This is a genomic window from Tenacibaculum sp. SZ-18 (assembly GCF_002813915.1).
Classification (GTDB): domain Bacteria; phylum Bacteroidota; class Bacteroidia; order Flavobacteriales; family Flavobacteriaceae; genus Polaribacter.
Map to the genome: position 1 here is coordinate 1,666,606 of NZ_CP019335.1, position 24,272 is coordinate 1,690,877.

The 24,272-nt window shown below is 30.8% G+C and carries 24 protein-coding genes; 6 read left to right on the top strand and 18 right to left on the bottom strand.

Translation table 11 applies throughout. From position 1 onward, the window contains the following. Positions 1-78: 78 nt before the first annotated feature. Together BTO06_RS07570 and BTO06_RS07575 are read right to left on the bottom strand one after the other, a co-directional pair. Positions 79-1,542 (bottom strand): sigma 54-interacting transcriptional regulator, encoded by a 1,464-nt coding sequence (locus BTO06_RS07570; protein ID WP_100924719.1) that lies wholly within the window; start codon positions 1,540-1,542, stop codon positions 79-81. 3 nt (positions 1,543-1,545) lie between these two features. Further along, on the bottom strand, positions 1,546-2,685 hold the full coding sequence (locus BTO06_RS07575) for a vWA domain-containing protein (protein WP_100924720.1): 1,140 nt from the start codon (positions 2,683-2,685) through the stop codon (positions 1,546-1,548). Positions 2,686-2,767: 82 nt separating this feature from the next. Here BTO06_RS07575 and BTO06_RS07580 point away from each other — a divergent pair, with 82 nt between their 5' ends. Continuing rightward, positions 2,768-3,583: a DUF1853 family protein gene (locus BTO06_RS07580; protein WP_100924721.1), complete on the top strand. Its 816-nt coding sequence runs from the start codon at positions 2,768-2,770 to the stop codon at positions 3,581-3,583. A gap of 213 nt (positions 3,584-3,796) precedes the next feature. Here the strand turns inward: BTO06_RS07580 and BTO06_RS07585 are convergent, their stop codons facing one another. Then, positions 3,797-4,717 (bottom strand): EamA family transporter, encoded by a 921-nt coding sequence (locus BTO06_RS07585; RefSeq protein ID WP_100924722.1) that lies wholly within the window; start codon positions 4,715-4,717, stop codon positions 3,797-3,799. A gap of 88 nt (positions 4,718-4,805) precedes the next feature. Here BTO06_RS07585 and BTO06_RS07590 point away from each other — a divergent pair, with 88 nt between their 5' ends. Then, a complete protein-coding gene (locus BTO06_RS07590; RefSeq protein ID WP_100924723.1) occupies positions 4,806-5,495 on the top strand; it encodes a pseudouridine synthase in 690 nt (229 codons plus the stop codon). A gap of 105 nt (positions 5,496-5,600) precedes the next feature. Here BTO06_RS07590 and BTO06_RS07595 read toward each other — a convergent pair whose 3' ends face one another. Further along, positions 5,601-6,830: a class I SAM-dependent rRNA methyltransferase gene (locus BTO06_RS07595; RefSeq protein WP_100924724.1), complete on the bottom strand. Its 1,230-nt coding sequence runs from the start codon at positions 6,828-6,830 to the stop codon at positions 5,601-5,603. 143 nt (positions 6,831-6,973) lie between these two features. Between BTO06_RS07595 and BTO06_RS07600 the strand changes: the two genes are divergently transcribed. Next, on the top strand, positions 6,974-8,191 hold the full coding sequence (locus BTO06_RS07600; RefSeq protein ID WP_100924725.1) for an NADH:flavin oxidoreductase/NADH oxidase family protein: 1,218 nt from the start codon (positions 6,974-6,976) through the stop codon (positions 8,189-8,191). Positions 8,192-8,204: 13 nt separating this feature from the next. On the opposite strand, the gene hisIE is transcribed toward BTO06_RS07600, so the two are convergent. The 11 genes from hisIE to hisG all read right to left on the bottom strand — a co-directional run bounded on the left by hisIE (position 8,205) and on the right by hisG (position 16,660). Then, the gene (gene hisIE / locus BTO06_RS07605; RefSeq protein WP_100924726.1) at positions 8,205-8,792 is read right to left on the bottom strand and encodes a bifunctional phosphoribosyl-AMP cyclohydrolase/phosphoribosyl-ATP diphosphatase HisIE; all 588 of its coding nucleotides are present in this window, start codon (positions 8,790-8,792) and stop codon (positions 8,205-8,207) included. Then, a complete protein-coding gene (locus BTO06_RS07610; protein WP_100924727.1) occupies positions 8,789-9,127 on the bottom strand; it encodes a cyclic-phosphate processing receiver domain-containing protein in 339 nt (112 codons plus the stop codon). Before BTO06_RS07610 ends, hisIE begins: the two co-directional genes overlap by 4 nt. A gap of 129 nt (positions 9,128-9,256) precedes the next feature. After that, entirely contained in the window at positions 9,257-10,012 is a 756-nt protein-coding gene (gene hisF / locus BTO06_RS07615) for an imidazole glycerol phosphate synthase subunit HisF (protein ID WP_100924728.1), read from the bottom strand. A gap of 1 nt (position 10,013) precedes the next feature. Further along, positions 10,014-10,526 (bottom strand): DinB family protein, encoded by a 513-nt coding sequence (locus BTO06_RS07620; protein WP_100924729.1) that lies wholly within the window; start codon positions 10,524-10,526, stop codon positions 10,014-10,016. Between the two features lie 2 nt (positions 10,527-10,528). After that, positions 10,529-11,251, bottom strand: a complete 723-nt coding sequence (gene hisA / locus BTO06_RS07625; RefSeq protein ID WP_100924730.1) for a 1-(5-phosphoribosyl)-5-[(5-phosphoribosylamino)methylideneamino]imidazole-4-carboxamide isomerase — start codon at positions 11,249-11,251, stop codon at positions 10,529-10,531. Positions 11,252-11,287: 36 nt separating this feature from the next. Continuing rightward, entirely contained in the window at positions 11,288-11,635 is a 348-nt protein-coding gene (locus BTO06_RS07630; protein ID WP_100924731.1) for a four helix bundle protein, read from the bottom strand. Between the two features lie 23 nt (positions 11,636-11,658). Then, the gene (gene hisH, locus BTO06_RS07635) at positions 11,659-12,240 is read right to left on the bottom strand and encodes an imidazole glycerol phosphate synthase subunit HisH (RefSeq protein WP_100924732.1); all 582 of its coding nucleotides are present in this window, start codon (positions 12,238-12,240) and stop codon (positions 11,659-11,661) included. 14 nt (positions 12,241-12,254) lie between these two features. Further along, on the bottom strand, positions 12,255-13,394 hold the full coding sequence (hisB, locus tag BTO06_RS07640; protein ID WP_100924733.1) for a bifunctional histidinol-phosphatase/imidazoleglycerol-phosphate dehydratase HisB: 1,140 nt from the start codon (positions 13,392-13,394) through the stop codon (positions 12,255-12,257). Next, complete coding sequence (gene hisC, locus BTO06_RS07645) at positions 13,394-14,419, bottom strand: histidinol-phosphate transaminase (RefSeq protein WP_100924734.1); 1,026 nt, start codon at positions 14,417-14,419, stop codon at positions 13,394-13,396. Before hisC ends, hisB begins: the two co-directional genes overlap by 1 nt. Next, positions 14,412-15,701: a histidinol dehydrogenase gene (hisD, locus tag BTO06_RS07650; protein ID WP_100926744.1), complete on the bottom strand. Its 1,290-nt coding sequence runs from the start codon at positions 15,699-15,701 to the stop codon at positions 14,412-14,414. Before hisD ends, hisC begins: the two co-directional genes overlap by 8 nt. Before the next feature lie 101 nt (positions 15,702-15,802). Next, positions 15,803-16,660: an ATP phosphoribosyltransferase gene (gene hisG, locus BTO06_RS07655; protein ID WP_100924735.1), complete on the bottom strand. Its 858-nt coding sequence runs from the start codon at positions 16,658-16,660 to the stop codon at positions 15,803-15,805. 476 nt (positions 16,661-17,136) lie between these two features. On the opposite strand from hisG, the gene BTO06_RS07660 reads away from it, so the two are divergent. Genes BTO06_RS07660 through BTO06_RS07670 form a run of 3 tightly spaced genes read left to right on the top strand, consistent with a single transcriptional unit; the run spans position 17,137 to position 19,997 of the window. Then, positions 17,137-18,768 carry an ABC-F family ATP-binding cassette domain-containing protein gene (locus BTO06_RS07660; RefSeq protein ID WP_100924736.1) on the top strand — a complete coding sequence of 544 codons (1,632 nt, stop codon included), beginning with the start codon at positions 17,137-17,139 and terminating at the stop codon, positions 18,766-18,768. A 26-nt stretch (positions 18,769-18,794) separates the two neighbouring features. Further along, positions 18,795-19,541: a protein phosphatase 2C domain-containing protein gene (locus BTO06_RS07665; RefSeq protein WP_100924737.1), complete on the top strand. Its 747-nt coding sequence runs from the start codon at positions 18,795-18,797 to the stop codon at positions 19,539-19,541. 6 nt (positions 19,542-19,547) lie between these two features. Beyond that, positions 19,548-19,997 carry a hypothetical protein gene (locus BTO06_RS07670; RefSeq protein ID WP_100924738.1) on the top strand — a complete coding sequence of 150 codons (450 nt, stop codon included), beginning with the start codon at positions 19,548-19,550 and terminating at the stop codon, positions 19,995-19,997. Here BTO06_RS07670 and BTO06_RS07675 read toward each other — a convergent pair. The 3 genes from BTO06_RS07675 to BTO06_RS07685 form a co-directional block, all read right to left on the bottom strand. Then, on the bottom strand, positions 19,966-21,120 hold the full coding sequence (locus tag BTO06_RS07675) for a class I SAM-dependent methyltransferase (protein WP_100924739.1): 1,155 nt from the start codon (positions 21,118-21,120) through the stop codon (positions 19,966-19,968). The genes BTO06_RS07670 and BTO06_RS07675 overlap by 32 nt on opposite strands. Before the next feature lie 13 nt (positions 21,121-21,133). Next, positions 21,134-22,564 carry an SLC13 family permease gene (locus BTO06_RS07680; protein WP_100924740.1) on the bottom strand — a complete coding sequence of 477 codons (1,431 nt, stop codon included), beginning with the start codon at positions 22,562-22,564 and terminating at the stop codon, positions 21,134-21,136. A 119-nt stretch (positions 22,565-22,683) separates the two neighbouring features. After that, a complete protein-coding gene (locus BTO06_RS07685; protein WP_157811768.1) occupies positions 22,684-24,078 on the bottom strand; it encodes a fasciclin domain-containing protein in 1,395 nt (464 codons plus the stop codon). Between the last annotated feature and the right edge of the window lie 194 nt (positions 24,079-24,272).

Consider the following 24,272-nt stretch of genomic DNA (forward strand, 5'->3'; position numbering starts at 1 on the left):
AAAACGAATCTAATAAAAAAAGCCCAGAGTTTTCTCTGAGCCTTATATTCATGTTATTTTAACAAAAGTAGCTTCTCATTAAATACCTCGAATATAATTAGTTAAGGTATCATTAAATTGAAATCCTTTTGTGAATCGTTCCTTACTTAAAATTTTAAATTCAGATAAAGCCCAAAGAATTAGTTCTTTAAGAAAATAAAGATCCTCTTTTGAATAATTAGGGTGATACTTATCTATTAGTTTTTGGAGAGGTGTTATAACATCTAGTTGTTCCTTAAAATACCCATCATTCATATCATCTAACAATTCAATGGAATCACTTGCATAAAACCATTGTGTAATCTCATCATACGGTGTTTCTTCGTCTTCTTTCGTGAGTTTCTTAATCTCTGGAAATAATTCTAAAAATATTGTCTTTACGGCATTAGTTACTAAATTTTGTGCTACAAAATCCGCTCCCTCTTGTTCACCTTCGTATACTAATTCAATTTTACCAGTAATTGCAGGAATTGATCCAAAGAAATCAAGTAAACGAACCGTAGTTTTATCATCTTCAGTCAAGAAACTTCTTCTCTCGGCAGTACTAATTAAATTCTCTAAAACAGAAATACTCATTCGAGCACTAACCCCACTTTTCACATCTACATATTCACTATCTCGAGCCTCAAAGCTAATTTGTTCAACCAACCTTTTCGCTAATTTTGGAACATAAACAGTTTCTTTTTGACTTTGTAAGGCATTCGCTTCTTGTTCGGTAATTTTTTCTGCAATTTCAATAGACTTTGGATAATGTGTTAAAATTTGAGATCCAATTCTATCTTTTAAAGGAGTTACAATACTACCTCTATTCGTATAATCTTCCGGATTTGCTGTAAATATAAACTGAATATCTAGCGGTAAACGTAATTTAAATCCTCGAATTTGAATATCTCCTTCTTGTAAAATATTGAAAAGAGAAACCTGAATTCTTGCCTGTAAATCAGGAATTTCATTGATAACAAAAATACATCGATTCGCTCTAGGAATCATTCCAAAATGAATGACACGATCATCTGCATAATTCAATTTTAAATTCATTGCCTTAATTGGATCCACATCACCAATTAAATCGGCAACAGTAACATCTGGCGTTGCTAACTTTTCGTAGAAACGTTCATCACGATGTAGCCATGTTATTGGAGTATCGTCACCTTTTTCTTTGATTAATTCTTTTGAATAGCGAGATAGTGGTTGTAATGGATCATCATTTATTTCAGAACCTTCCACAATAGGAATATATTCGTCTAATAAAGTTACCATTAAACGTGCTAATCGCGTTTTTGCCTGACCTCTTAAACCTAATAAATTAATATTATGCTTTGATAAGATTGCTGTTTCTAATTCAGGAATAACAGAGTTTTCATAGCCCCAAACGCCTTCAAAAACAGTTTCTTGATTTTTAAGTTTTTGAATTAAGTTCTTTCTTAATTCGTCTTTAATTGAAATTGATTTGTATTCAGATTTTTTTAAATCTCCTAGTGTCTTTATATCGGTATAATTCATAATCTATTTTCCTCTAATTCGTTTTTTTCTATTTTGCTCATAGTCTTCAAAAATCATTTCTCCTAACCCCTTTAAACCCGTGTAAAATGCCTTTCCTTGGTTCGCCTGTGTGAACTGTCTAATAAACTGCATTAAATATGGATCTTGTGCTATCATAAAAGTAGTTATAGGAATATGCAATTTTCTAGCTTGTGAGGCCATATTATAGCATTTTTCAACTATGTAGCTATCCAAACCATTACTATTTTTATAATAAGTTCCATCCGCTAAACGCAAGCAACTTGGTTTACCATCAGTGATCATAAAAATTTGCTTATTCGTATTTCTTTTTCTCCTCAAAATATCCATAGCCAATTGCAAGCCAGCAACTGTATTAGTATGGTAAGGTCCAACTTTCAAATACGGAAGTTCTTTTACTGAAATAGGCCAAGCATCGTTTCCAAAAACAATGATATCAATTGTATCTTTTGGATATCTTGTTTTAATTAGCTCTATTAATGCCATTGCCACTTTCTTTGCTGGTGTTATTCTATCCTCACCATACAATATCATGCTATGACTAATATCAATCATCAAAACGGTACTCATTTGAGCTTTAAAATTGGTTTCTTCAACAACTAAATCATGTTCAGTTAATGAGAAATCTTGCAAGCCATTATTAATTTGAGCATTTTTAATACTTTCCGTCATGGAAATCCGATCTAAGGCATCACCAAAATGGAAATTTCTATATTCACCAGTGTGCTCATCTCCTTGACCAATAACTTTAGTTTTGTGATTTCCTAGCCTACTTTTTTTAAGTTTTCCAAATATTTGATCTAACGCATTTTGACGAATAGCTTGTTCAGTTTTGGCTGTAATTTTAATATTACCATCTCCACTTCCGTTAGCATCAGCAGGATCTATTTCCTCTCGGATATATCCTTTCTTTTTTAAATCCTCTAAAAAATCATCTAATGTATATTCTGGAGTAGTTAATCCATATTCTCTATCGAGTTGTTTCAACCAATCAAAGGCTTCATCAAAATCACCAGAAGTGTACGTTATGATCTCCTTAAAAATGTCAAATAACTTTTCAAATGGCGAAACATCTTCAGGAGTGTACTTTTCAAATCGTAGTCCTTTTTTGAATTCATTTATCATACTATAAAAATACGGCTATTTCGAATTTTAAACTAATTCAAAAATTAAGAATATCTTTATTTTAGCAATATTTTAATACTTCATGCATTTTAACGAAAAGGAATTGTTACTTCAATATCAAGGATTTTGTCAATCAAAACCACTATGGACTAATAGTTTAAATAACAAACTACAACAGTTTGATTTTCAAAATATTTACAACAACTCACTTAAAGTAAATGTTAACACAAAATTACGTTTAGGAAAGTTGGTAGAGCAATTTGTTTTTAATGAATTTTCATTTGACAATTCAATAGATATAATTCTTGAAAACATTCAAATTCAAGATCAAAAAATTACTGTTGGTGAATTAGATTGTATTTTACGTAAAGATAAAAAGCCTATTCATTTAGAGATCGTTTACAAATTTTATCTGTATGATAAGTCAGTTGGTGAAACAGAAATTGAACATTGGATTGGACCAAACAGAAAAGATAGTTTTATTCAAAAATATCGCAAACTAATAGACAAACAACTACCGCTTTTATATCACCCAAAAACAGTTGATGTTTTAAAAAAGCATCAAATAAATTTAGAAGATGTACAACAACAAGTTTATTTTAGAGCCCAACTATTTCCTCATGTATCGGAATTGAACAATAAATTCGATGTAATAAATAATGATTGTATTGAGGGTTTTTACATTTATAAAAATGAATTAGATAAATTTAAAAATTATAAGTTTTACATACCAACCAAACATAATTGGTTAGTTAAACCTCATGCAAACGTGAATTGGTATAACTATGAGAAATTTTCATCAAAAGTTTTCGAAATATTAGAGCAAAAAAATGCTCCATTATGCTGGATAAAAAAGCCTAACGGAGTCATTTCAAAGTTTTTTCTTGTGTGGTGGTAATTAATTAGATTAAAGGAATATTTTTAAAATGATTTATCATTAAATACAATAATCCGCTTACTACTACTGATGTTAAAACAACATATTTGGTGTAGACTAACAATTTAGCATTTTTCATACTTCATAAAACTTTTAGGGTTTACATAATTAAAACAATTGAGAACAAAAATTCCCTACCGTCTATCTGAATTATGTAACGCAAAAAAATTAATTTTATGTTTTTTGAGATGGTCTAATTTTATTTTTCGTTACTCTTTTTCTGGAAGTAATAAAATATACTCCTGTTAGTAATATAATTGAAGCGATAATGGATTGATTTGTTAATTTTTCATCTAAAAAATACCAACCTAACAAAAGTGCAATTACTGGATTTACATAAGCTGAAGTGGACACCTTTTCAGGAGAAATTACCTTCAATAAATAATTAAAAGCTGTAAAAGCAACAATACTACCGAAAATAATTAAAAGAATCATTGAAACCTGTACTTTATAGCTAATCTCATTAAATACAGGGATATTCTCGTTAAAAATCTGACTAAATAAAATCTGTAATATACTTGCTATGGTCATTTGATATCCCGTACTCACAAAGAAATTTTTTGGTAAATCGGCTTTCGATACAAAAACACTTCCATAACTCCAACTTAAAACGCAAGACAGAATCATAAATATCCCTATAACCATTCCGTCGGAAGTAACTATTTCTTTCTGACTGACTAATAAATACATTCCAAATATTCCTAAGCAAACCCCAATAATAGATTTTCTTTGCATTTTTTTTCCATCAATTAAACGAAGTAAAAACAACACAAATAATGGTTGTGTTGAGGCTAATAATGCAGCAAAACCACTATCTACATATTTTAAGGCCCACACAAAAACTCCATTTCCGTAAACTAAAAATAAAAAGGCAGCAATAATTAAATTCAAAAACTGACGCTTAGTTACTTTCAAAGATTTTTTCAGAAGTAGTGCAATTATCAAAATTAGAATTCCAGCAAAACCAAAGCGAACAGCAGCTATTAATAGTGGTGGAATTTCTTCAACAGCAATTTTATTAAGTAAATATGTGGAACCCCAAATTACATAAATAGAAAAAAATGAGGCTATAATAAGTAGTTTCGATTTATTCATTATACGAAGTTAGTTGAAAAACTTAGTTGAATAAAGTTTTTTCTTATTTATAACATATCTCTACTTTTGAGGTCTTAATATGGTACTGATGAATATTGATCTAATTTACGAAGATGAGTTTTGTATTTGTGTAACTAAACCTAATGATGTAGTTGTACATCATGCCTATCATTCTCGAAATGTAATTCATGAAAAATCACTTTTACAATTATTAGACGAAAACTTTAAGAAGAAATTTTATCCTGTTCATCGTTTGGATAGAAGAACCTCAGGAATTATTCTTTTGACAAAAGAAACAAAATATGTTTCAGAGTTTCAAAAGCTATTTACGGAAAATGAAATTCAGAAAACTTATTACGGAGTTGTTCGGGGTCATGCACCTGAATCTCGTATTATTGATTCTCCTGTCAAAGGAAAGGATAGCAATGTTTATAAAGATGCAGAAACACTTATTGAATGCGTGGAAACTACAACTCAAAATATTCCTGTTAAGCCATATGATACTTCTCGGTATAGTTTGGTTCGATTATCACCAAAAACTGGTCGATTACATCAACTTCGAATTCATATGAATAAAATTAGTCACCCTTTAATTGGTGATGGTAAATACGGAGACAAAAATCATAATGCCATGTATGAAGCAGAATTTGGTTGGACGAATTTATTTTTACATGCTAAATCGCTTGAATTTGTGCATCCGTTTAAGAAAGAGCAACTACATTTAGTTTCTAATTTTCCTGATAACTGGAAGGCTTTATTTAAGCAGTTTAATTGGTAAATATAATTTAGCTAAGAACTTCATTTCCAAGAAAAAAATGGAATATATTAGCTAGATAAGATTACTTTACTTGGATCGTAATGAGAACTTATAAATTGATTTCTTCTATTCAAAAAACCTATAATACCCACACTTTAAATAAGCGCCTTCAGGAAAACCAATTGGGTGATCAGAATCGTGATAGGTTTTCAATTCAGTTTTGAAACGACGTTTACCATTTTCCAAAACATTTTCATTGATATCGAAAAAATCATCTGCAACAACTCGTGATGAGCAAGAGGCTAATACTAATAAGCCTTTTCTAGAAGTTAGCTTCGCTCCTAACCTAGCTAATTGAGCATATTTCTTTTTAGCCAGCTCAATTTCTGCAGCTTGTTTTGCAAAACTTGGAGGATCAATTACAACGACATCAAATGTTACTTTATTTTGAATCAATTTGCGAAGTTCCTCAAAAGCATCTCCTGCAATTGTTTTATGAACACCAGAATACTCATTTAGCTTTCCGTTTTCAACTGCAATTTCAAGTGCTTGTTTACTAATATCCAAGCTTGTTACCTCTTTAGCTTCATTATATAATGCATGAACAGAAAATCCACCTGCATAAGAGAAAACATCTAAAACAGTTTTATTTTTACTGAACTCTCCTACCCGTTTTCTATTCGCTCTATGATCTAAGAAATATCCTGTTTTATGTCCTTTAATCACATTTGCTGAAAACTTCACATTATGCTCTACGAACTCTACTACTTCATTTTCCAAAACTCCATAAACTACATCTCCATCTTTTAAATTATGATTTGTAGATTTTTGAACATTTCTACTTAAACGAATTACAATGGTTTCCGCTTTAGAAACTTCTTGTAGGCTCTTTAAAATGGTTTCTAAAAAAGGTAACCAAATTTCAGAATATAGCTTTACTACTAAAACTGCATCGTAAACATCTGCTATGTAAGAAGGAAAACCATCATTTTCTCCGAATATTAAGCGATAACTATTAGTATTTGTTTGTAGAAGTTTCGTTCTTTTCTGATAGGCTTTTTCTATTTTTTTATGAAAAAACATTTCATTTACAACCGCTTTTTCGGAAGACGTATGAATCATTTTTATACGAATAGGTGAATCTGAATCGTATAAACCTATACCAACTACTTTGTTATTCTTTCTACCAAAAATAATAGCTAAATCTCCTGTTTTAGGATCTTTACTAATTTTCTCTATGCTATTGGAAAAAACCCATGGATGATTCTTCATCACATGCTGTTCTCCTTTGGTAGTAAGCTTTACAGCGAGATTCTTTGGTTGGTAATTTGAAACAATTCGTTCACTAAAATCCATACAGCATTTGCTAAAAAATGATGTACAAAAATAGGTATTCATTAAGAACTATGCGCAAAACTTTTTCATTTTAAACTTAAGAAACTCCAACGATATGAGTATTTTTAGAATCTTAATAAGAATCTAACCCTTTCATATTAAAAATGACAAAACTAAAAGACCCAATTACCTTACCCAACGGAACGGTATTAGCGAATAGAATTGCTAAATCAGCAATGAGTGAGAACTTATCTAATAAAACACATGAACCAACATCCATTTTGATCAATGCATACAAAGAATGGGCAAAAGGAGGTTCAGGATTATTGATTACAGGAAATGTAATGATAGATAGTAAAGCTCTTGGTGAACCTATGAATGTTGTAATTGAAGATGATCGTCACGCTCAACAATTAAAGGAATGGGCGGCAACTGTAAAAGGAACAGACACTCATCTTTGGGTACAAATTAATCATCCTGGGAGACAAGCTATGGACCAGATTAATAATGTTTTGAAAGCTCCTTCTGCGATTCCTTTAAAATCGAAAAGTAGAAAAAAAGCTACAACTAAAATTCCGAAAGCCTTGACTCACGATGAAATTTTGGATATTATTAAACGTTTCGGAACTACTGCGAGAATTTTAAAAGAAGCTGGTTTTACAGGAGTTCAAATTCATGGAGCTCACGGATATTTAGTAAGTCAATTTTTATCACCTTATGCTAATGTTAGAGAAGATGAATGGGGAGGAACTTTTGAAAAGAGAGCGAAGTTTGTTTTAGAAGTTTATAAGGAAATTCGTTCTCAAGTTGGACCAGATTTCCCTGTTGGTATTAAGTTAAACTCGGCAGACTTTCAAAAAGGAGGATTCAGTGAAGAAGATTCAATGAAGGTTATTGATTTACTTTCTAAAGCTGGAATTGATTTAATTGAAATTTCTGGAGGAACATACGAAGCTCCGGCAATGATGATGGGTAACCGTAAACAAAGTACAAAGGAACGAGAAGCTTATTTTATTGATTATATCGAAAAAGCAAGAAAAATAACCAAAACTCCTTTAATGTTAACTGGTGGATTTAGAACTGTTTCTGTAATGCAAAATGCCATTGCCTCTGAGAAATTAGATGTTGTTGGTCTTGCACGTCCATATTGTTTATTCCCAAATATTGGAAATGACATTTTAAATGAATCTCAATCGACATTTCCAGTTAATATTAATAAAACTGGAGTAAAAGGAATTGATGGTATGATGAATATTATTTGGTATGAGGCACAAATAAAGCGCCTAGGTTTAGGGAAATTACCTAAATTAAAACTAAGCGCTTGGTCAGTATTTTTTAATTACCTCTTTTTAATATTCAAGTTTAAGTTGATGAAGAAGTAATTGATATATAATTTTAGTGTCTACTTTTTAAAACAGCTTCAATATCTTTCAACGTAAATCCTTTTGCTTTTAACAAAATTAAGTAGTGATATAATAAATCTGCTGCTTCATTGGTGAATAAGTCATCGTTATTGTCTTTAGCTTCTATTACAACTTCTACGGCTTCTTCACCAACTTTTTGTGCTACTTTATTAATTCCTCTTTTAAATAATTTGTTGGTATATGAAGATTCTACGTTATTATCGATTCTATCGTGAATAATGTTCTCTAATTCATACACAAAACCTTTTGGTGTTTCTTCTGCGAAACATGAAACATCTCCTTTGTGACATGTTGGTCCTTTAGGATCCGCTTTGATTAAAATGGTGTCATTATCACAATCCACTTTAATGTCTTTTACATATAAGAAATTTCCACTCGATTCACCTTTTGTCCATAATCTATTTTTACTTCTACTAAAAAACGTTACTACTTGTTCTTTTTGTGTTTTTTCAAACGCTTCTTCGTTCATATAACCTAACATTAATACTTGTAATGTTTTGCTATTCTGAATAATAACTGGCACTAAACCGTCGTTACTTTTTTTAAAATCTACTTTCATGACTTATTTAAAAAATCAATATAATTCGTTAATAATCCTTTTATTTGTTCGGCAGCTACTGGATTTGCAGAGTGTACTTTGAATTGTAAACTTCTTAAATCTAAATCTGATTCATACACTAACCATTTTGCAGCAGCATAACCATCAAGAGCAACTTCTCCATTTTTATCTAATCCTAAATCATTATCAAAACTGATAAAATCTGGCAAACCATTTTTTTGAACATATGAAACAAATGCTTCATACGTTCTTACAATATCAAATTCTTTTTCTTGCGATGCGTCATAAACCATATCTATAGTTCTTAAGTCATCTAAAAACAATTTCTTTTTCATTTTTGTTTATTATTTGTCAATACGATCCTGAGGCTTCAGGAGAAATAATCTGTTAATTGATAGTTAGATTACTTCAAATGTTAATTTCGACTTCGCTCAATCACCATTTTCGTAATGACGTTGGATTATTTAAATCCTAACAGGAATATTTTGTTCTTTTAAAGCTTGTTTTAATTCTTGAATTGGAATTTCGCCAAAGTGGAAAACACTTGCTGCTAAAGCAGCATCAGATTTTCCTTCTATAAATGTATCAATGAAATGTTGCACAGATCCAGCTCCCCCAGAAGCAATAATTGGAATATTCAATTCATCTGACAACCTTGCCAAGGCTTTATTTGCAAATCCCGCTTTGGTTCCATCATTATCCATTGATGTAAATAAGATCTCTCCTGCTCCTCTTTGTTGAACTTCATTAGCCCAATCAAATAAATTCAATTCTGTCGGAATTGTTCCACCAGCCAAATGAACTTTCCATTCTCCGTCAACTTGTTTAGCATCAATAGCTACAACTACACATTGACTTCCAAATTTTTGAGATAATTCGTTAATTAACTCTGGTCTTTTAACAGCTGATGAATTAATCGAAACTTTATCCGCTCCACATTTCAATAAAGCATCTACATGTTCGATAGAAGAAATTCCCCCTCCAACAGTGAATGGAATATTTACTTGAGCAGCAACCTTTTCTACCATATCTAAAGTAGTTCCTCTATTTTCAAGAGTAGCTGCTATATCTAAAAACACCAGTTCGTCCGCTCCAAGCTCAGCATATTGTTTCGCAAGAACAACAGGATCACCAGCATCTATTAAGTTTACAAAATTGACTCCTTTTACTGTTCTTCCATTTTTAATATCCAAACAAGGAACTATTCGTTTTGTTAACATTTTAATCTTTATTTTTTGTTGTTAAATCTACTCCATCGAAAAAACCTAAATCTTTATTCTTTAATTGCTTTACCCAAAAAGCAATTTGTCCTGTGTGATACGAATAATGTTCAGTTACGTGAATTACAATTCCAATACCTGAAAAGGTAAACCCTTGAACTTCTCGTTTTCTAAGATATTCTTCAAGAGTAGTTTTGTTAATAATCTTTTTTGATTGTTCAAGAGTCGTGTTCAGTTTTTCTAATAGTTCAGATTTTAAAAAACCCTTATCCATAGAAAACTCTAGATCTCTATTTCTTAAATCATCAGTGTTTCCTAATGAAGCAATTGCGTACTGAGTTATATTACCACATAAATGAAGTATTAAGTTTCCTATACTATTCGAAGAATTATTGATTCTTTTCCAAACATCATCTTCTGTAATTAGACTCAATGATTTAGTATTCATTCGAGTACTTTCATCCAATCTGTAAATGATTTGATTCTTAAATTCTTCTAATACTTCAATATTCATTATTATTGTTTAATAATAAATTGCTCTAATTCTTTTAAACTAATTTTATTCTCATAAATAGCTTTACCAACAATAACACCCTCACACCCTAATTCTTGAACTTTAAATAAATCGTCTAAATTAGAGACTCCACCACTTGCTATTAACTTTACTTTTGTTGATTCCAAAATTTCCTTGTACAAATCATTTGAAGTTCCTTCCAGCATTCCGTCTTTTGCAACATCTGTACAAATTACATACTCTACACCGATCTCCTCATAATCAATAATAAATTCAACAACGTCAACTACCGAAGTTTGCATCCAACCGTGCGTGGCAACTTTCCTGTTTTTAGAATCCGCTCCTAAAATGATTCTCTCAGAACCATAATTTTTCAACCAATTAATAAAAATATCTGGATTTTTCACAGCTATACTTCCGCCAGTAATTTGATTTGCTCCACTTTCAAATGCGATTTTAGCGTCTTCATCAGATTTTAAACCACCACCAAAATCTATTTTTAAATTGGTTTTCGAAGCAATTTGCTCCAACACCTTATGATTTACAATATGTTTAGACTTAGCTCCATCTAAATCAACTACATGTAAATACTCAATACCAGCATCTTCAAATTGTTTAGCAACCTCTAACGGGTTTTCGTTGTAAATTTTCTTTGTGTTGTAATCCCCTTTAGTTAAACGAACACATTTTCCTTCAATAATGTCAATAGCAGGTATTATTCTCATTTTGTTTGTTTTAAGTATATAGTAAAAAGTATTAAGTTATAAGCTTCTTTGAAGTGAAAAGTTCATTTTTTTGACTTCATTACATAAGTTCAAAATATTTTTTACTTGTTCATTTTTAATAAATTTTAGTCTTGCAGATAATAATATCTGCGTTTCAAGTTCACATGTAGAACCATTTGCGATACTCAAAAAATGCTTGAACTCCTTTTTTGAATTTCTTCCTGCTCCTTCAGCTATATTAGAAGGAATAGAAATACTACATCTTTTAATTTGTGATACTAATCCGTATTTCTCTTCTTCAGGCATTAATTTGATTACGGAATAGACTTCTTCAACCAAATTCATTGCTTTTTCCCAAATTTTTAAATTTTCATAATTATTCACAGCTATTTTCTTAATACTTTAATCTAAAGTTCTAAAAAATTCTTCAGAATTTTTTCCCCTTCAACACCACTTTTTTCTGGATGAAACTGAGTTCCATAAAAATTATCTTTATGTAAAGCTGTAGCATATTTTATTCCATAATCGGTAGCTGCTATTGCATATTTACAATCTTCAGCATAATAACTGTGAACTAAATACATGTATTCCTCGTCTTTTATTCCTTTGAATAAATCTGACTTTAAATTTGAAATTGTATTCCAACCCATTTGAGGAACTTTCAACTCATTAGAGAAACGTTTAATTTCTACATCAAAAATTCCTAATCCTTCGGTATTTCCCTCTTCTGATGAAGTACACATTAATTGCATACCCAAACAAATACCTAAAACAGGCTGCTTTAATGTTGGAATAACTTTATCCAGACCACTTTCTCTTAATTTATTCATTGCTGAACTTGCTTCTCCCACACCGGGAAAAATCACCTTATCAGCATTTTGAATTTCTTCTACGTTATTGGTTAAAACAGCATCAACACCTAATCTTTTAAAGGCAAATTGAATACTTTTTATGTTCCCAGCTCCGTAATCTATAATGACTAATTTCATTTCTTTTCGTTTTACTAAAGTACTCCTTTAGTTGATGGTAAAAACATTTTATTAGCATCACGTTTTACAGCCATTTTTATAGCTTTAGCGAATGCTTTAAATATTCCTTCTATTTTGTGGTGTTCGTTCACACCTTCTGCTTTAACATTTAAGTTACATTTTGCTCCATCTGTAAATGATTTGAATAAGTGAAAAAACATTTCTGTAGGCATATCTCCAATTTTCTCTCTCTTAAATTCGGCATCCCATTCTAACCAGTTTCTACCACCAAAATCAACGGCAACTTGTGCTAAACAATCATCCATCGGTAAACAGAATCCATATCGTTCGATACCTAATTTATTTCCAACTGCTTGATAAAAGACTTCACCTAAAGCAATCATTGTATCTTCAATAGTGTGGTGTTCATCAACTTCTAAATCACCATCAACTTTAATTGTTAAATCCATTGCTCCATGACGACCAATTTGGTCTAACATGTGATCAAAGAATTTTAATCCAGTACTAATATCGTTTTTACCTGAACCATCTAAATTTAATTTGATATAAATCTTAGTTTCATTAGTGTTTCTAGTAATTTCAGCAACACGATCTTCTAACTTTAAAAACTCATAAATCTTTTTCCAATCTGTGCTTGTTAAAGCGATACAATCGATTATTTCTTGTTTAGATGATTCTATTTCATCAGCTCCTAATTCAGGATTTTCTGACAAGTAAATTCCTTTTGCTCCTAAATTCTTAGCTAATTCCATATCTGTAATACGATCCCCTAGAACGAAAGAATTCTCAAGATCATAATCTTCAGAAAAATATTGTGTTAACAAACCTGTTCTTGGCTTACGAGTTGGTGCATTTTCCGCAGCAAACGTTCTATCTATAAGCACCTCAGAAAAAATAACCCCTTCTTTAGCAAAAGCATCAATAACTTTATTTTGAGCAGGCCAAAATGTATCTTCTGGAAAAGAATCGGTTCCTAAACCGTCTTGATTGGTAACCATAACCAATTCAAAATCTAATTCTTCAGCAATTTTAGCCATGTATTGAAATACTTTCGGATAAAATTCTAACTTTTCTAAACTATCTAACTGATAATCTATAGGTGGTTCTATTACTAAAGTTCCATCTCTATCTATAAATAATACTTTTTTCTTCATTATAATGCCTTTAGCGCGTTGATTAGTTGTTCGTTTTCTTCTGGAGTTCCAACAGTAATTCTAATACAATTATTAATTACTTTATTTCGATTTCTAATAATAACTTTTTCATTAATTAAATAATTATAGGTTTTATTCGCATCGTCTACATTTACCAATAAAAAGTTAGCATCAGAAGGATATATCTTATTTACTTTTTTAATGCTTGCCAAACGTTGCTTCAACCTACATCTTTCTTCTAAAATAATATCAATATTTTTCTTTACGTCTGATGCATTATTTAATGATTCTAAAACAGCATCTTGATTTAAAACACTTACATTATAAGGAGGTTTAACCCTGTTGTACAAATCTAAAATCGCTTCGTTTGTATATGCTGCTCCTACTCTAACACCAGCTAATCCCCAAGCTTTACTGAAGGTTTGACTCACTATTAAATTAGGATAATCGTTAATTTTTTCTGTAAATGATTTCTTAGAACTGAAATCAATATACGCTTCATCTATAATTACAATACCATCGAAATTAGATAATATATATTCAATATCTTCCTCATTAATCGTATTTCCTGTTGGATTATTTGGAGAACATATAAATATCATCTTCACCAACGGATCGTCTAAATAAGGCTGTAATTGATTTAAATTAATCTGAAAATCATTAATTAATGGCTGCTTTATTAACTCAATATTATTAATGTCTGCCGAAACATCGTACATTCCATAAGTTGGAGAAAACGTTAAAGCTTTATCAACTCCAGGTTCACAAAAAATACGAAATGCTATATCAATAACTTCATCACTTCCATTTCCAATAAAGATCTGATCTGTATTAACATTTTTAATCTTTGCTAACTTCTCCTTGATTTTACTTTGTTGCGGATCTGGATAACGATTTAAGTTTCCGTAAGGGTTTTCATTTGCATCTAAAAAAACATCTGCGGTTCCTTTAAATTCATCTCTCGCAGAAGAATACGGAGTTAAATTCCATATATTTTTCCTAACTATTTTTTCTAAACTAAACATCTGTTAAACTTTTTAAACGTAATGTAACTGCATTTTTGTGGGCTTGTAATCCTTCAGCTTCAGCCATTAACTCAATAGTATTTCCAATATTTTTAATTCCTTCTTTTGATAATTTCTGGAAGGTAATTTTCTTCACAAAACTATCTAAAGAAACACCACTGTAGTTCTTCGCATAACCATAAGTTGGCAACGTGTGATTTGTTCCTGAAGCATAATCTCCTGCACTTTCACAACTATAATTCCCTAAGAAAACAGAACCAGCATTGGTAATTTTTTCAATAAAATTATCTGCGCTTTCTGAAGCAATAATTAAGTGTTCAGGAGCATACTCATTACTAAAATCAATTCCTTCTTCAATAGAATCAAAGTAAATTGTCCTGCTGTTCTGAAGCGCTTTCTCAGCAATCTCTTTTCTCGGTAATTCATTTAACTGTCTTTCCAATTGATTTTCAATTTCTCCAATACTTGCTTTATTATTTGAAACTAAAATCACCTGACTATCTGTTCCGTGTTCAGCTTGTGATAATAAATCAGAAGCCACAAAACCTGGGTTTGAAGTTTCATCTGCAATCACTAAAACTTCACTTGGTCCAGCTGGCATATCAATCGCAACTCCATATTCCTGAACCAATTCTTTTGCTTTAGTCACAAATTGATTTCCTGGTCCGAATATTTTATAAACTTGTGGAATAGTTTCTGTACCAAACGTCATAGCTCCAACGGCTTGTGCTCCACCAACTTTAAATATTTTGGTTACTCCAACAAGATTTGCTGTATATAAAATTACAGGATCAACCTTTCCTTCCTTATTTGGAGGTGTACACAATACAATTTCTTTACAACCAGCAACTTTCGCTGGTACAGCTAGCATTAAAATTGTTGAAAATAATGGCGCTGTTCCTCCTGGAATATATAAACCAACTTTTTCAATTCCTACAGATTTTCTCCAACATTGAACACCTTTAGTAGTTTCAATTACTTTTGGAGTCTCTTTTTGAGAATTGTGAAAAACTTCAATATTATTTTTAGCTTGTTCAATAGCCTGCTTCAATTCTTCTGAAACTTCATTTTTTGCCGCTTCAATTTCTCCCTGAGAAACTTCTAAGCTAGATAACTTTGTATTATCAAACTTCTCGGCATATTCATATAAAGCTTGATCCTTATTTTTCTGAACGTTCTCTAGAATAGCCGTTACAATATCATTAAGTTCAGATTTATCAAACTGAGCTCTTTTACAAAGCTCATTCCAAGTACTTTTGTCCGGATTTGTATAAACTTTCATTCTAATATTCATTTTTTGTCATTTCGATTGAAAAGAAGCAATCTCGATCTCAAAAATTAGATTCCTTCACTCATTATCCTTTCGTAATGACGTTATAATTTTTACTGAATCATATTTTCAATTGGACAAACTAAAATTCCTTCTGCACCTACTGCACGAAGTTCATCTATTATATCCCAAAAATCGTTTTTGTTAATAACTGAGTGCACAGAACTCCAACCTTCTTGAGCTAAAGGTAAAATAGTTGGACTTTTAATCCCTGGAAGAATATTTATGATATCGTCTACTTTATTATTTGGTGCGTTTAGCAATACGTATTTATTCATTCTTGCTGCTAAAACAGATTGTAAACGGAACTGTATTTTATCTAATACAGCTTGATTTTCAGCAGTAATCTGTGGAGATTTTACTAAAACAGCTTCTGATTTCACTAAAACTTCAATTTCCTTTAAATTGTTTTTGAATAACGTACTTCCACTAGAAACAATATCACAAACTGCGTCAGCCAAACCAATATTTGGAGCAATTTCAACAGAACCATTAATGATGTGTAAATTTGCTTCAACTCCTGCTTTTGCTAAGAATTTTTCAACTGTTTTTGGATAAGAAGTTGCAATCTTTTTGCCAGCTAAATCTCCTAAACTCTTGGCTTCAGAAGTTTTAGGAACGGCAATAGAAACTCGACATTTAGAAAATCCTAATTTCTCTACTACTTCAATATTATTTCCTTTTTCAATGATTAAGTTTTCGCCGATGATTGCAATATCCACTACTCCGTCTCTTAAGTATTGAGGAATATCACCATTTCTTAGAAAGAAAACTTCTAATGGAAAATTACGAGCTGAAGCTTTTAATTGATCTTTCCCATTATCAATTGAAATTCCAATGGCTTTTAAAAGTTTTAAAGAATCTTCGTTAAGTCTTCCTGATTTTTGAACTGCTAATCTTAGTTTACCCATTTTAGTATTTGTGTTGTTGTTTGAGCAAACCTTAGGAATCTAATTCTGAACTGTGTAGAATTAAAAAATCCGTTTGATTTACTCAAACGGATTTTAAATTTTATGTTGTTAATTACGTACATATCATTATCAATTCGCTTGAGTGCAAATATGATGATGATGATGATGTAATTGAATAAATGTCATTGTAATAGTTTTACAATCGCAAATTTACATGATATTTATTTTAATATGCAACTATTTCTTTAAAATATTTTTTTTTAACAAGAAATGATTTCATTTTTGATTTTTGTTATTTATGATTTGGATAAAAAAGTCATTACGAACGGAGTGTACTAAGTGAAGTGATCTCTACTAATCAATAAAAAGATTGCTTCTTTAAACTGCGTTTCAATCGCAATGACAATAAAAGACACAAGGTAAGATTTAGCTCTAAGAACATAAATTACTATTTTCGCGCCATTAAATCATGAATTATGATATCTGTAGATCAATTAACCGTTGAATTTAATGGTAAAGCCTTATTTAGTGATGTTTCATTTGTAATTAATGAAAATGATAAAATTGCATTAATGGGTAAAAACGGAGCAGGAAAATCAACAATGATGAAGATTATTGCTGGACTAAACTCTCCTACTAAAGGTGGTGTTCGTTGTCCAAAAGATACAGTTATCGCATATCTTCCTCAACATTTATTGATTGAAGATAATTGTACGGTTAAAGAAGAAGCTTCAAAGGCATTTCAAGCTATTTTTGATATGAAAGCTGAAATGGATGATTTAAATAAACAATTAGAAACAAGAACAGATTATGAATCTGACGCGTACATGAAAATTATTGAACGTGTTTCTGATTTAGGAGAGAAATATTATGCTTTAGAGGAAGTTAATTATGAAGCTGAGGTTGAAAAAGCATTAAAAGGTTTAGGTTTTAAGCAAGAAGATTTTGAAAGAGCTACTTCTGAATTTAGTGGAGGGTGGCGAATGAGAATTGAATTGGCGAAAATTTTACTTCAAAAGCCTGATTTAATTTTATTAGATGAGCCAACAAACCACGTTGATATTGAATCTGTAATTTGGTTAGAAAACTTCCTATTAAACAAGGCAAAAGCTGTTGTTGTTATTTCTCACGACAAAGCATTCATTGACAATATCACCAATAGAACTATTGAAGTAACTATGGGAACAATTCACGATTATAAAGCGAATTATTCTCATTACTTAGAATTACGAAAAGAAAGAAGAGTTCATCAATTAAAAGCATATCAAGAACAGCAAAAATTTATTGCAGATACCAAAGCATTTATTGAACGATTTAAAGGAACTTATTCAAAAACAAATCAAGTTGCTTCTAGAGAACGAATGCTTGAAAAATTAGTTCCAGTTGAAATTGATGAAGTAGATAATTCTGCTTTAAAACTTCGCTTTCCTCCTTCTCCAAGATCTGGAGATTATCCTGTAAAAGTGAATGAATTGACTAAAACATATGGAGATCTTACTGTATTTAAAGACGCTAGTTTCTCTATTGCTCGTGGAGAGAAAGTTTCTTTTGTTGGACGAAATGGTGAAGGAAAATCTACTATGATAAAAGCCATTATGGGTGAAATTGATTTTAAAGGAGAATGCGGTTTAGGTCACAATGCAAAAGTTGGATATTTTGCTCAAAATCAAGCTTCGTTATTAGATCCAGAATTAACTATTTTTCAAACTGTTGATGAGGTTGCAGAAGGCGATATTCGAATTCAAATAAAGAATATTTTAGGTCGTTTTATGTTCAGTGGAGATGATCTTGAAAAAAAAGTAAAAGTGCTTTCTGGAGGTGAGAAAACTCGTTTAGCAATGGTTAAATTACTGCTAGAACCTGTGAATCTTTTAATATTAGATGAGCCAACGAATCACTTAGATTTAAAATCTAAAGATGTTATTAAAGAAGCGCTTTTGAATTTTGATGGGACTTTGATTTTAGTATCGCACGATCGTGACTTTTTACAAGGTTTATCTGAAAAAGTATTTGAATTTAAAGATAAACGAGTAATTGAACACTTTGAAACTATTGATGCCTTTTTAGAAAGAAACAATATCAATGCTTTAAAAGAGATTGATTTGTAAAGTGTTTATTTACCTTTGTAAACTGAATGAAGGTATATAAAACACTACACATTGGAGAATTCCATACAAATCATTGCGAAGACTTCTTAATACATGAACAAATTGGTGCAAACCAAATATTAATAGCCGTACTTGACGGTTGTACTATGGGGACAGAATCAGTTTTTGCTTCGATTCTGTTTGGAAAAGTTTTACGAAATATTGCAAAGAAGAAGTTCTACGAAGAATTTGTAAAGGATAATTCTTTACAACTTAAAAGTAAACTTAAAGAGGTAGTAAAAACATTGATTGATGAAATTAAAACACTTAAAAATCAACTTGGACTTGAAACTAATGAATTACTATCAACCTTAATAATCGGAATTATCGAAACAAAAGAATCCAAAGCAGAATTTTTAACAGTTGGAGATGGGTTAATTTGTAAGGATGGTGAATTTATTGAATATGAGCAGAATGATAAACCAGACTATCTTGGATATCATCTCGCTGATGATTTTGAGAATTGGTTCAATAATCAAAATCAAAAATTAACGGTTTCAAACTTTAAGGATTTATCCATCTGTACAGACGGAATTTTTACGTTTAAAAATCTAGAAAATAAATCCAAACAGAAACCTGAAAATGATATTATCAAATATTTGTTAGTAGATAATCAATATGCTGAATTTGATAATTTTCTAGATAGAAAAATTAAAGTTTTAAGAGAACAATGGAATCATTTAGTAACAGACGATTTAGCTATCATTAGAATTAAAAATGATAATTATCAATAAATAGCTATGCTTATAAATTTATATTTATATATCAAGATTTGGTTCATTTTTTTCCGTTATAAAAATTGTTTACCAACCTATTCAGATATTGAAAATCCAAAAATGGAAATTGATGGATGGTCATTAAGTTTTTACTGGGACGATGAAGGTTTACTAGAAACAAAATTTCCTCTTGTCTCTGGATTCAAATTTGCTATTTCTTATCGAACAAGTTTGGTAGTTGGACCAAACAATAATGAGCACGGCTACTTAAGATCAGAAAAATTTGATAGGAGTATCTATAAATTAGCGAAGAAATACTTTCCTAATTGGATAGGTTTTCAACCTTCTCGAAATACTTACAACCGAGAATTATCTGAAAGAATGTTAAGAATACAAAAAGTTGCCATATGGAGATTTGAAAAAGATATTGATAAGGATATTCTTAAAGCAATGTCTCCAGATAATGACTCTTAATATGATATAACGCTTTTAAATCTTCAATCTTTTTATCAATTGATTCGGTATCTTTTTTCTTGCTCGACTTACTTCCAACTAACATCACATTCTTATGTGTATGTTCACTACTAATAAATTCAAATACTTTAGTGTTGTATTGATGTTTTTCTAAAAGTAAAGCTCTAATGGTATCCGTAACCATTTCGAACTGGCGCTCCTTGAAAATGCCATATTTTAATAACGGACTCTCCTGCTCTATTCCCTTTACTTGTTGACGAACTTGTTTATGACAGCATGGAGCACAAACTATTAACTCTGCATTTGCCATTAAACCTTTATAAATGGCATCATCTGTTGCTGTATCACATGCATGTAAAGCAATTAAAATATCAATTTTATTGTTGTCGTATTCTTGAATTCTTTGCTCGACAAAATTTAGTTTGGTGAATTCACATTTTTGAGCAACATCATTACAGAATTCAACTAAATAGTCACGTAATTCTATACCTGTAATAGAAACATTATAATTTCTAATGTTAATTAAATAGTCATACAAAGCAAAAGTTAAATAACCTTTACCAGATCCCATATCTACAATGTGTAATTGTTTATTTGTATTCACCGAAACTAATAAATTCTCAATAATTTCAAGATATTTATTGATTTGACGGTACTTATCCGCCATTTTCGGAATTATTTTATGGTTTTTATCCGTGATACCTAAATATTGTAAATACTTGCTTTCAAGTAATATTCTTTTGGTTTTTGGCTTATCATGAACTTCTGGTAATTTGTTTTTAAAACTTGGAGCTGCTTTTCTAATAGATACTTTCTTCTTTTTCGAGATCATAACCATTACATCATTTTCTAAAGTAAACAATGTAACCGCTCGAAACTTTTCATCTAGTAAAATAGAAATCTCTTCAATTCCATCTTCTAAACTAAAGTTCTTTGTTTGATCATTGGTATTGTATCTATACGTAAATTGAAGTTGTTGTTCATTTTTAATAAGAACTAAACGTACATAAACATTTGGTAAACCAAAACTCTTACTAATTGGTTTACTCAATGTAATTTTGACAAAATTATCATCTGTAATACTACTATTTAACTCTTTAAAAAACTGTTCTAAATTTATCATGGCGCAAAGATATTTAGAATATTAATGGAATGATGAATTTGTAGTATAAAATTAACAGTAATACAGCAATGATATTTAATAAAACTCCTGCTCTTACCATTTGTTTCACTTTAATATATCCACTCGCAAATACAATAGCATTTGGTGGTGTAGCCATGGGTAACATAAATGCACAACTTGAAGCCATTGTTACGGGAATTAAAACATACAATAACGGTACACCAAAACCAATTGCAATTCCTGCAATCACTGGTGCTAAAACTGCAACTAACGCAACATTACTCATTAATTCTGTCATGAATAACATTAAAACTATTAGTAAACTAATTACTATAAATGGATTAAATCCACTATTTTGAATCAAATCTGTAATTACATCTACCACACCACTTGAAGCCATTCCTTTGGCCAGAGATAATCCTCCTCCAAATAAAATTAAGATTCCCCAAGCTAATTTCTCGGTATCCTTCCATTCTAGAACGAAGTTTCCTGTTTTCACATTCATAGGAATCACAAATAATGATATTGCTCCTACTAAACTAATAATAGTATCCGATAACTTTAATCCTGGAAAGATTTCATTAATTAGTGTTCTTGTAATCCATAAAAAAACAGTAATTCCAAAGACTAGTAAAACTCGTTTTTCTTCTTTTGAAATTTCACCTAACTTTTTCAATTCGTCAATAATAACATTTTCAGTTTGAGAAAAATTAATTGTATTACAAGGAAAAATCAATTTTGTTAATATGACGTAAGAAAACCAAATCATTGATATAGAAAATGGTAATCCCATTATCATCCATTTCATAAATGAAATCTGGATATTATATTCATTTTCTAATAATCCAATTAAAACAGAATTTGGCGGAGTTCCAATAACTGTAGCAATTCCTCCTGCATTTGCAGAAAACGCAATTCCTAACATGATGTTTAAGGCGAAGTTTCGATCTTTCTTTGTAAATCCGTTTGCATCTTTAATTAATAATTTAACTACTGATAATGCTATAGGTAACATAACTACGGTACTTGCAGTATTGCTAATCCACATACTCATAAAAGCAGTGGCAATCATGAATCCTAAAATAACCTTATTCGGTGTTGTGCCTGTCAGTTTTACAATACTTAATGCAACTCGTTTGTGTAAATTAACTTTCTCCAATGCTAAAGCTAAAATAAAACCTCCGAAGAATAAAAATATAATTGGACTCCCATAATTCGCTCCTACCTCTCCTATTGACATAACCTTTAAAAGGGGAAAAAGAATTAATGGTAAAAGTGAAGTCACCGCAATATGAACAGCCTCTGTTATCCACCAAATAATCATCCAAATTGCAACCGCAATAACTGCATCGGCAGCTTCTGAAATAATAGTAAAAGGAAAAAAAATAAAAAATGAAAATACTAAAGGCGCTAAGATTAAACCTATACTTTTTGATAGTATCATTTGTGAATTACATTAAAAAAAATCAAATCTAATAAAAAGACGCTATAAACTACATTAATAAGGAACATAAAAAAACCACTCTTTCGAGTGGTTAATACTAATAACAAATGTTTAAATAACTATGGTAATAACACCGCATCTACTGCATGGATAACACCATTAGTACCTTGAACATCATTGGTAGCAGCACCCACTAAAATATTAACTGTTTGCATGCTTGATGTTTTTATCTGTGCTCCAGAAGTTAAATCTATTGTGATTGTTCCTCCTAAGGTTGTTACGTCTCCGTTTGTTAATTGATCTGCTTGAACGTTTGCACCATTCACTACATGATACTTTAAAACTGCATCTAAAGTAGCAATCGGAATATCTGCTAAACTGTTCCATGAGTCATTAGAATCTAATAGAGCTTGAAATGCCGAATTTGTTGGAGCGAAAATTGTAAATGGTCCCTCTCCGCTTAAAATTGAAACAAAATCCGTTGTATGTCTTGAATCTGTTAGAGCAGCAACTAATGAAGTAAATCCAGAATTGTTTAACGCTAATGTAACCACGTTTGGTGGTAACATAACTTTATCTATTAAATGAATTGTTCCATTTGAAGCAGCTATATCAATAGATCCTGAAATAGGGTTTGCATCTCCATTAAATTCAATCCCACCAGTTACTTCTATCTGTAACGATAATGGTTCACTGTTTGGACCTGTCGCAAGAGTGTTTACATAAGTATCTGATAACATATCAGAAGTTACATTTCCATTAATCACATGAAATAACAAGACATTCGTTAGCACATCCACTGGAATATCCTCTAAAGAATTCCAATCTGGATTAGAATCCAATAATGCTTGGAAGGCTGTATTGGTTGGAGCAAATACTGTGTATGGACCTTCAGCCTGTAAAGCACCTACTAAATTTGCTCTTTGTAATGCCTGTACCAAAATACTTAAATCTGGAGTAGCGATTGCTAAATCAGTAATATCCTGTGGTAATTCAGTTGGCAATAGAACTTCATCAATAACATGAATAACTCCATTTTTAGCTAATATATCTGTTTGTGTTACTGAAACCGATTGACCAGAAGTACTTTCAATTTTAACGCCACTTGATAAGTCAATAGTGATATTTGCTCCATTTAAAGTTGAAACAACTTGGTTATCACTTAAATTTTGAGAAGGAGCATAAACTGGTAAGACATGATACAATAATACGCTACGCAATGTCTCTACTGGGATATCATCTAAAGAAGTCCATGCAGCTTTTTTGTCTAATAGAGCTAGAAAAGCGTCATTTGTTGGGGCGAACACAGTTAAAGCACCGTCCTCCTGGAGTGCTGAAACTAAATCAGCTTTCTGCAGTGCTTGTACTAAGATTGAAAAATTACTATCTGATGAAGCGATATCTACAATATTATCTTCAATAACATTAGTATCATCGTCGTCACAAGAAGTAAGGAAACCGAAACCTAAGAATAATCCTAAGAAAAATAATTTTTTGATTGATTTAAATAACATTACTTGATTGCTTTAAGGTTAGTAAAAATTTTTATGATTTTCATAGTTTGATTAACAATAAATGATTTGGCCAAAAAGTATCATGAATAATGAATCATGATAAGTCAAATATATTATTTTTGTTTAACTTATTCTTGTTTTAGTTAAACAATTAACATCTTTTCACAAAAAAACATCCTTATTGGATGTTCTTT

Coding starts and splice junctions, on each gene's coding strand:
- BTO06_RS07570 (WP_100924719.1), bottom strand. CDS start 1,542: ATGAATTATACCGATATAAAGACACTAGGAGATTTAAAAAAATCTGAA.
- BTO06_RS07575 (WP_100924720.1), bottom strand. CDS start 2,685: ATGATAAATGAATTCAAAAAAGGACTACGATTTGAAAAGTACACTCCT.
- BTO06_RS07580 (WP_100924721.1), top strand. CDS start 2,768: ATGCATTTTAACGAAAAGGAATTGTTACTTCAATATCAAGGATTTTGT.
- BTO06_RS07585 (WP_100924722.1), bottom strand. CDS start 4,717: ATGAATAAATCGAAACTACTTATTATAGCCTCATTTTTTTCTATTTAT.
- BTO06_RS07590 (WP_100924723.1), top strand. CDS start 4,806: ATGAATATTGATCTAATTTACGAAGATGAGTTTTGTATTTGTGTAACT.
- BTO06_RS07595 (WP_100924724.1), bottom strand. CDS start 6,830: ATGGATTTTAGTGAACGAATTGTTTCAAATTACCAACCAAAGAATCTC.
- BTO06_RS07600 (WP_100924725.1), top strand. CDS start 6,974: ATGACAAAACTAAAAGACCCAATTACCTTACCCAACGGAACGGTATTA.
- hisIE (WP_100924726.1), bottom strand. CDS start 8,792: ATGAAAGTAGATTTTAAAAAAAGTAACGACGGTTTAGTGCCAGTTATT.
- BTO06_RS07610 (WP_100924727.1), bottom strand. CDS start 9,127: ATGAAAAAGAAATTGTTTTTAGATGACTTAAGAACTATAGATATGGTT.
- hisF (WP_100924728.1), bottom strand. CDS start 10,012: ATGTTAACAAAACGAATAGTTCCTTGTTTGGATATTAAAAATGGAAGA.
- BTO06_RS07620 (WP_100924729.1), bottom strand. CDS start 10,526: ATGAATATTGAAGTATTAGAAGAATTTAAGAATCAAATCATTTACAGA.
- hisA (WP_100924730.1), bottom strand. CDS start 11,251: ATGAGAATAATACCTGCTATTGACATTATTGAAGGAAAATGTGTTCGT.
- hisH (WP_100924732.1), bottom strand. CDS start 12,240: ATGAAATTAGTCATTATAGATTACGGAGCTGGGAACATAAAAAGTATT.
- hisB (WP_100924733.1), bottom strand. CDS start 13,394: ATGAAGAAAAAAGTATTATTTATAGATAGAGATGGAACTTTAGTAATA.
- hisC (WP_100924734.1), bottom strand. CDS start 14,419: ATGTTTAGTTTAGAAAAAATAGTTAGGAAAAATATATGGAATTTAACT.
- hisD (WP_100926744.1), bottom strand. CDS start 15,701: ATGAAAGTTTATACAAATCCGGACAAAAGTACTTGGAATGAGCTTTGT.
- hisG (WP_100924735.1), bottom strand. CDS start 16,660: ATGGGTAAACTAAGATTAGCAGTTCAAAAATCAGGAAGACTTAACGAA.
- BTO06_RS07660 (WP_100924736.1), top strand. CDS start 17,137: ATGATATCTGTAGATCAATTAACCGTTGAATTTAATGGTAAAGCCTTA.
- BTO06_RS07665 (WP_100924737.1), top strand. CDS start 18,795: ATGAAGGTATATAAAACACTACACATTGGAGAATTCCATACAAATCAT.
- BTO06_RS07670 (WP_100924738.1), top strand. CDS start 19,548: ATGCTTATAAATTTATATTTATATATCAAGATTTGGTTCATTTTTTTC.
- BTO06_RS07675 (WP_100924739.1), bottom strand. CDS start 21,120: ATGATAAATTTAGAACAGTTTTTTAAAGAGTTAAATAGTAGTATTACA.
- BTO06_RS07680 (WP_100924740.1), bottom strand. CDS start 22,564: ATGATACTATCAAAAAGTATAGGTTTAATCTTAGCGCCTTTAGTATTT.
- BTO06_RS07685 (WP_157811768.1), bottom strand. CDS start 24,078: ATGTTATTTAAATCAATCAAAAAATTATTTTTCTTAGGATTATTCTTA.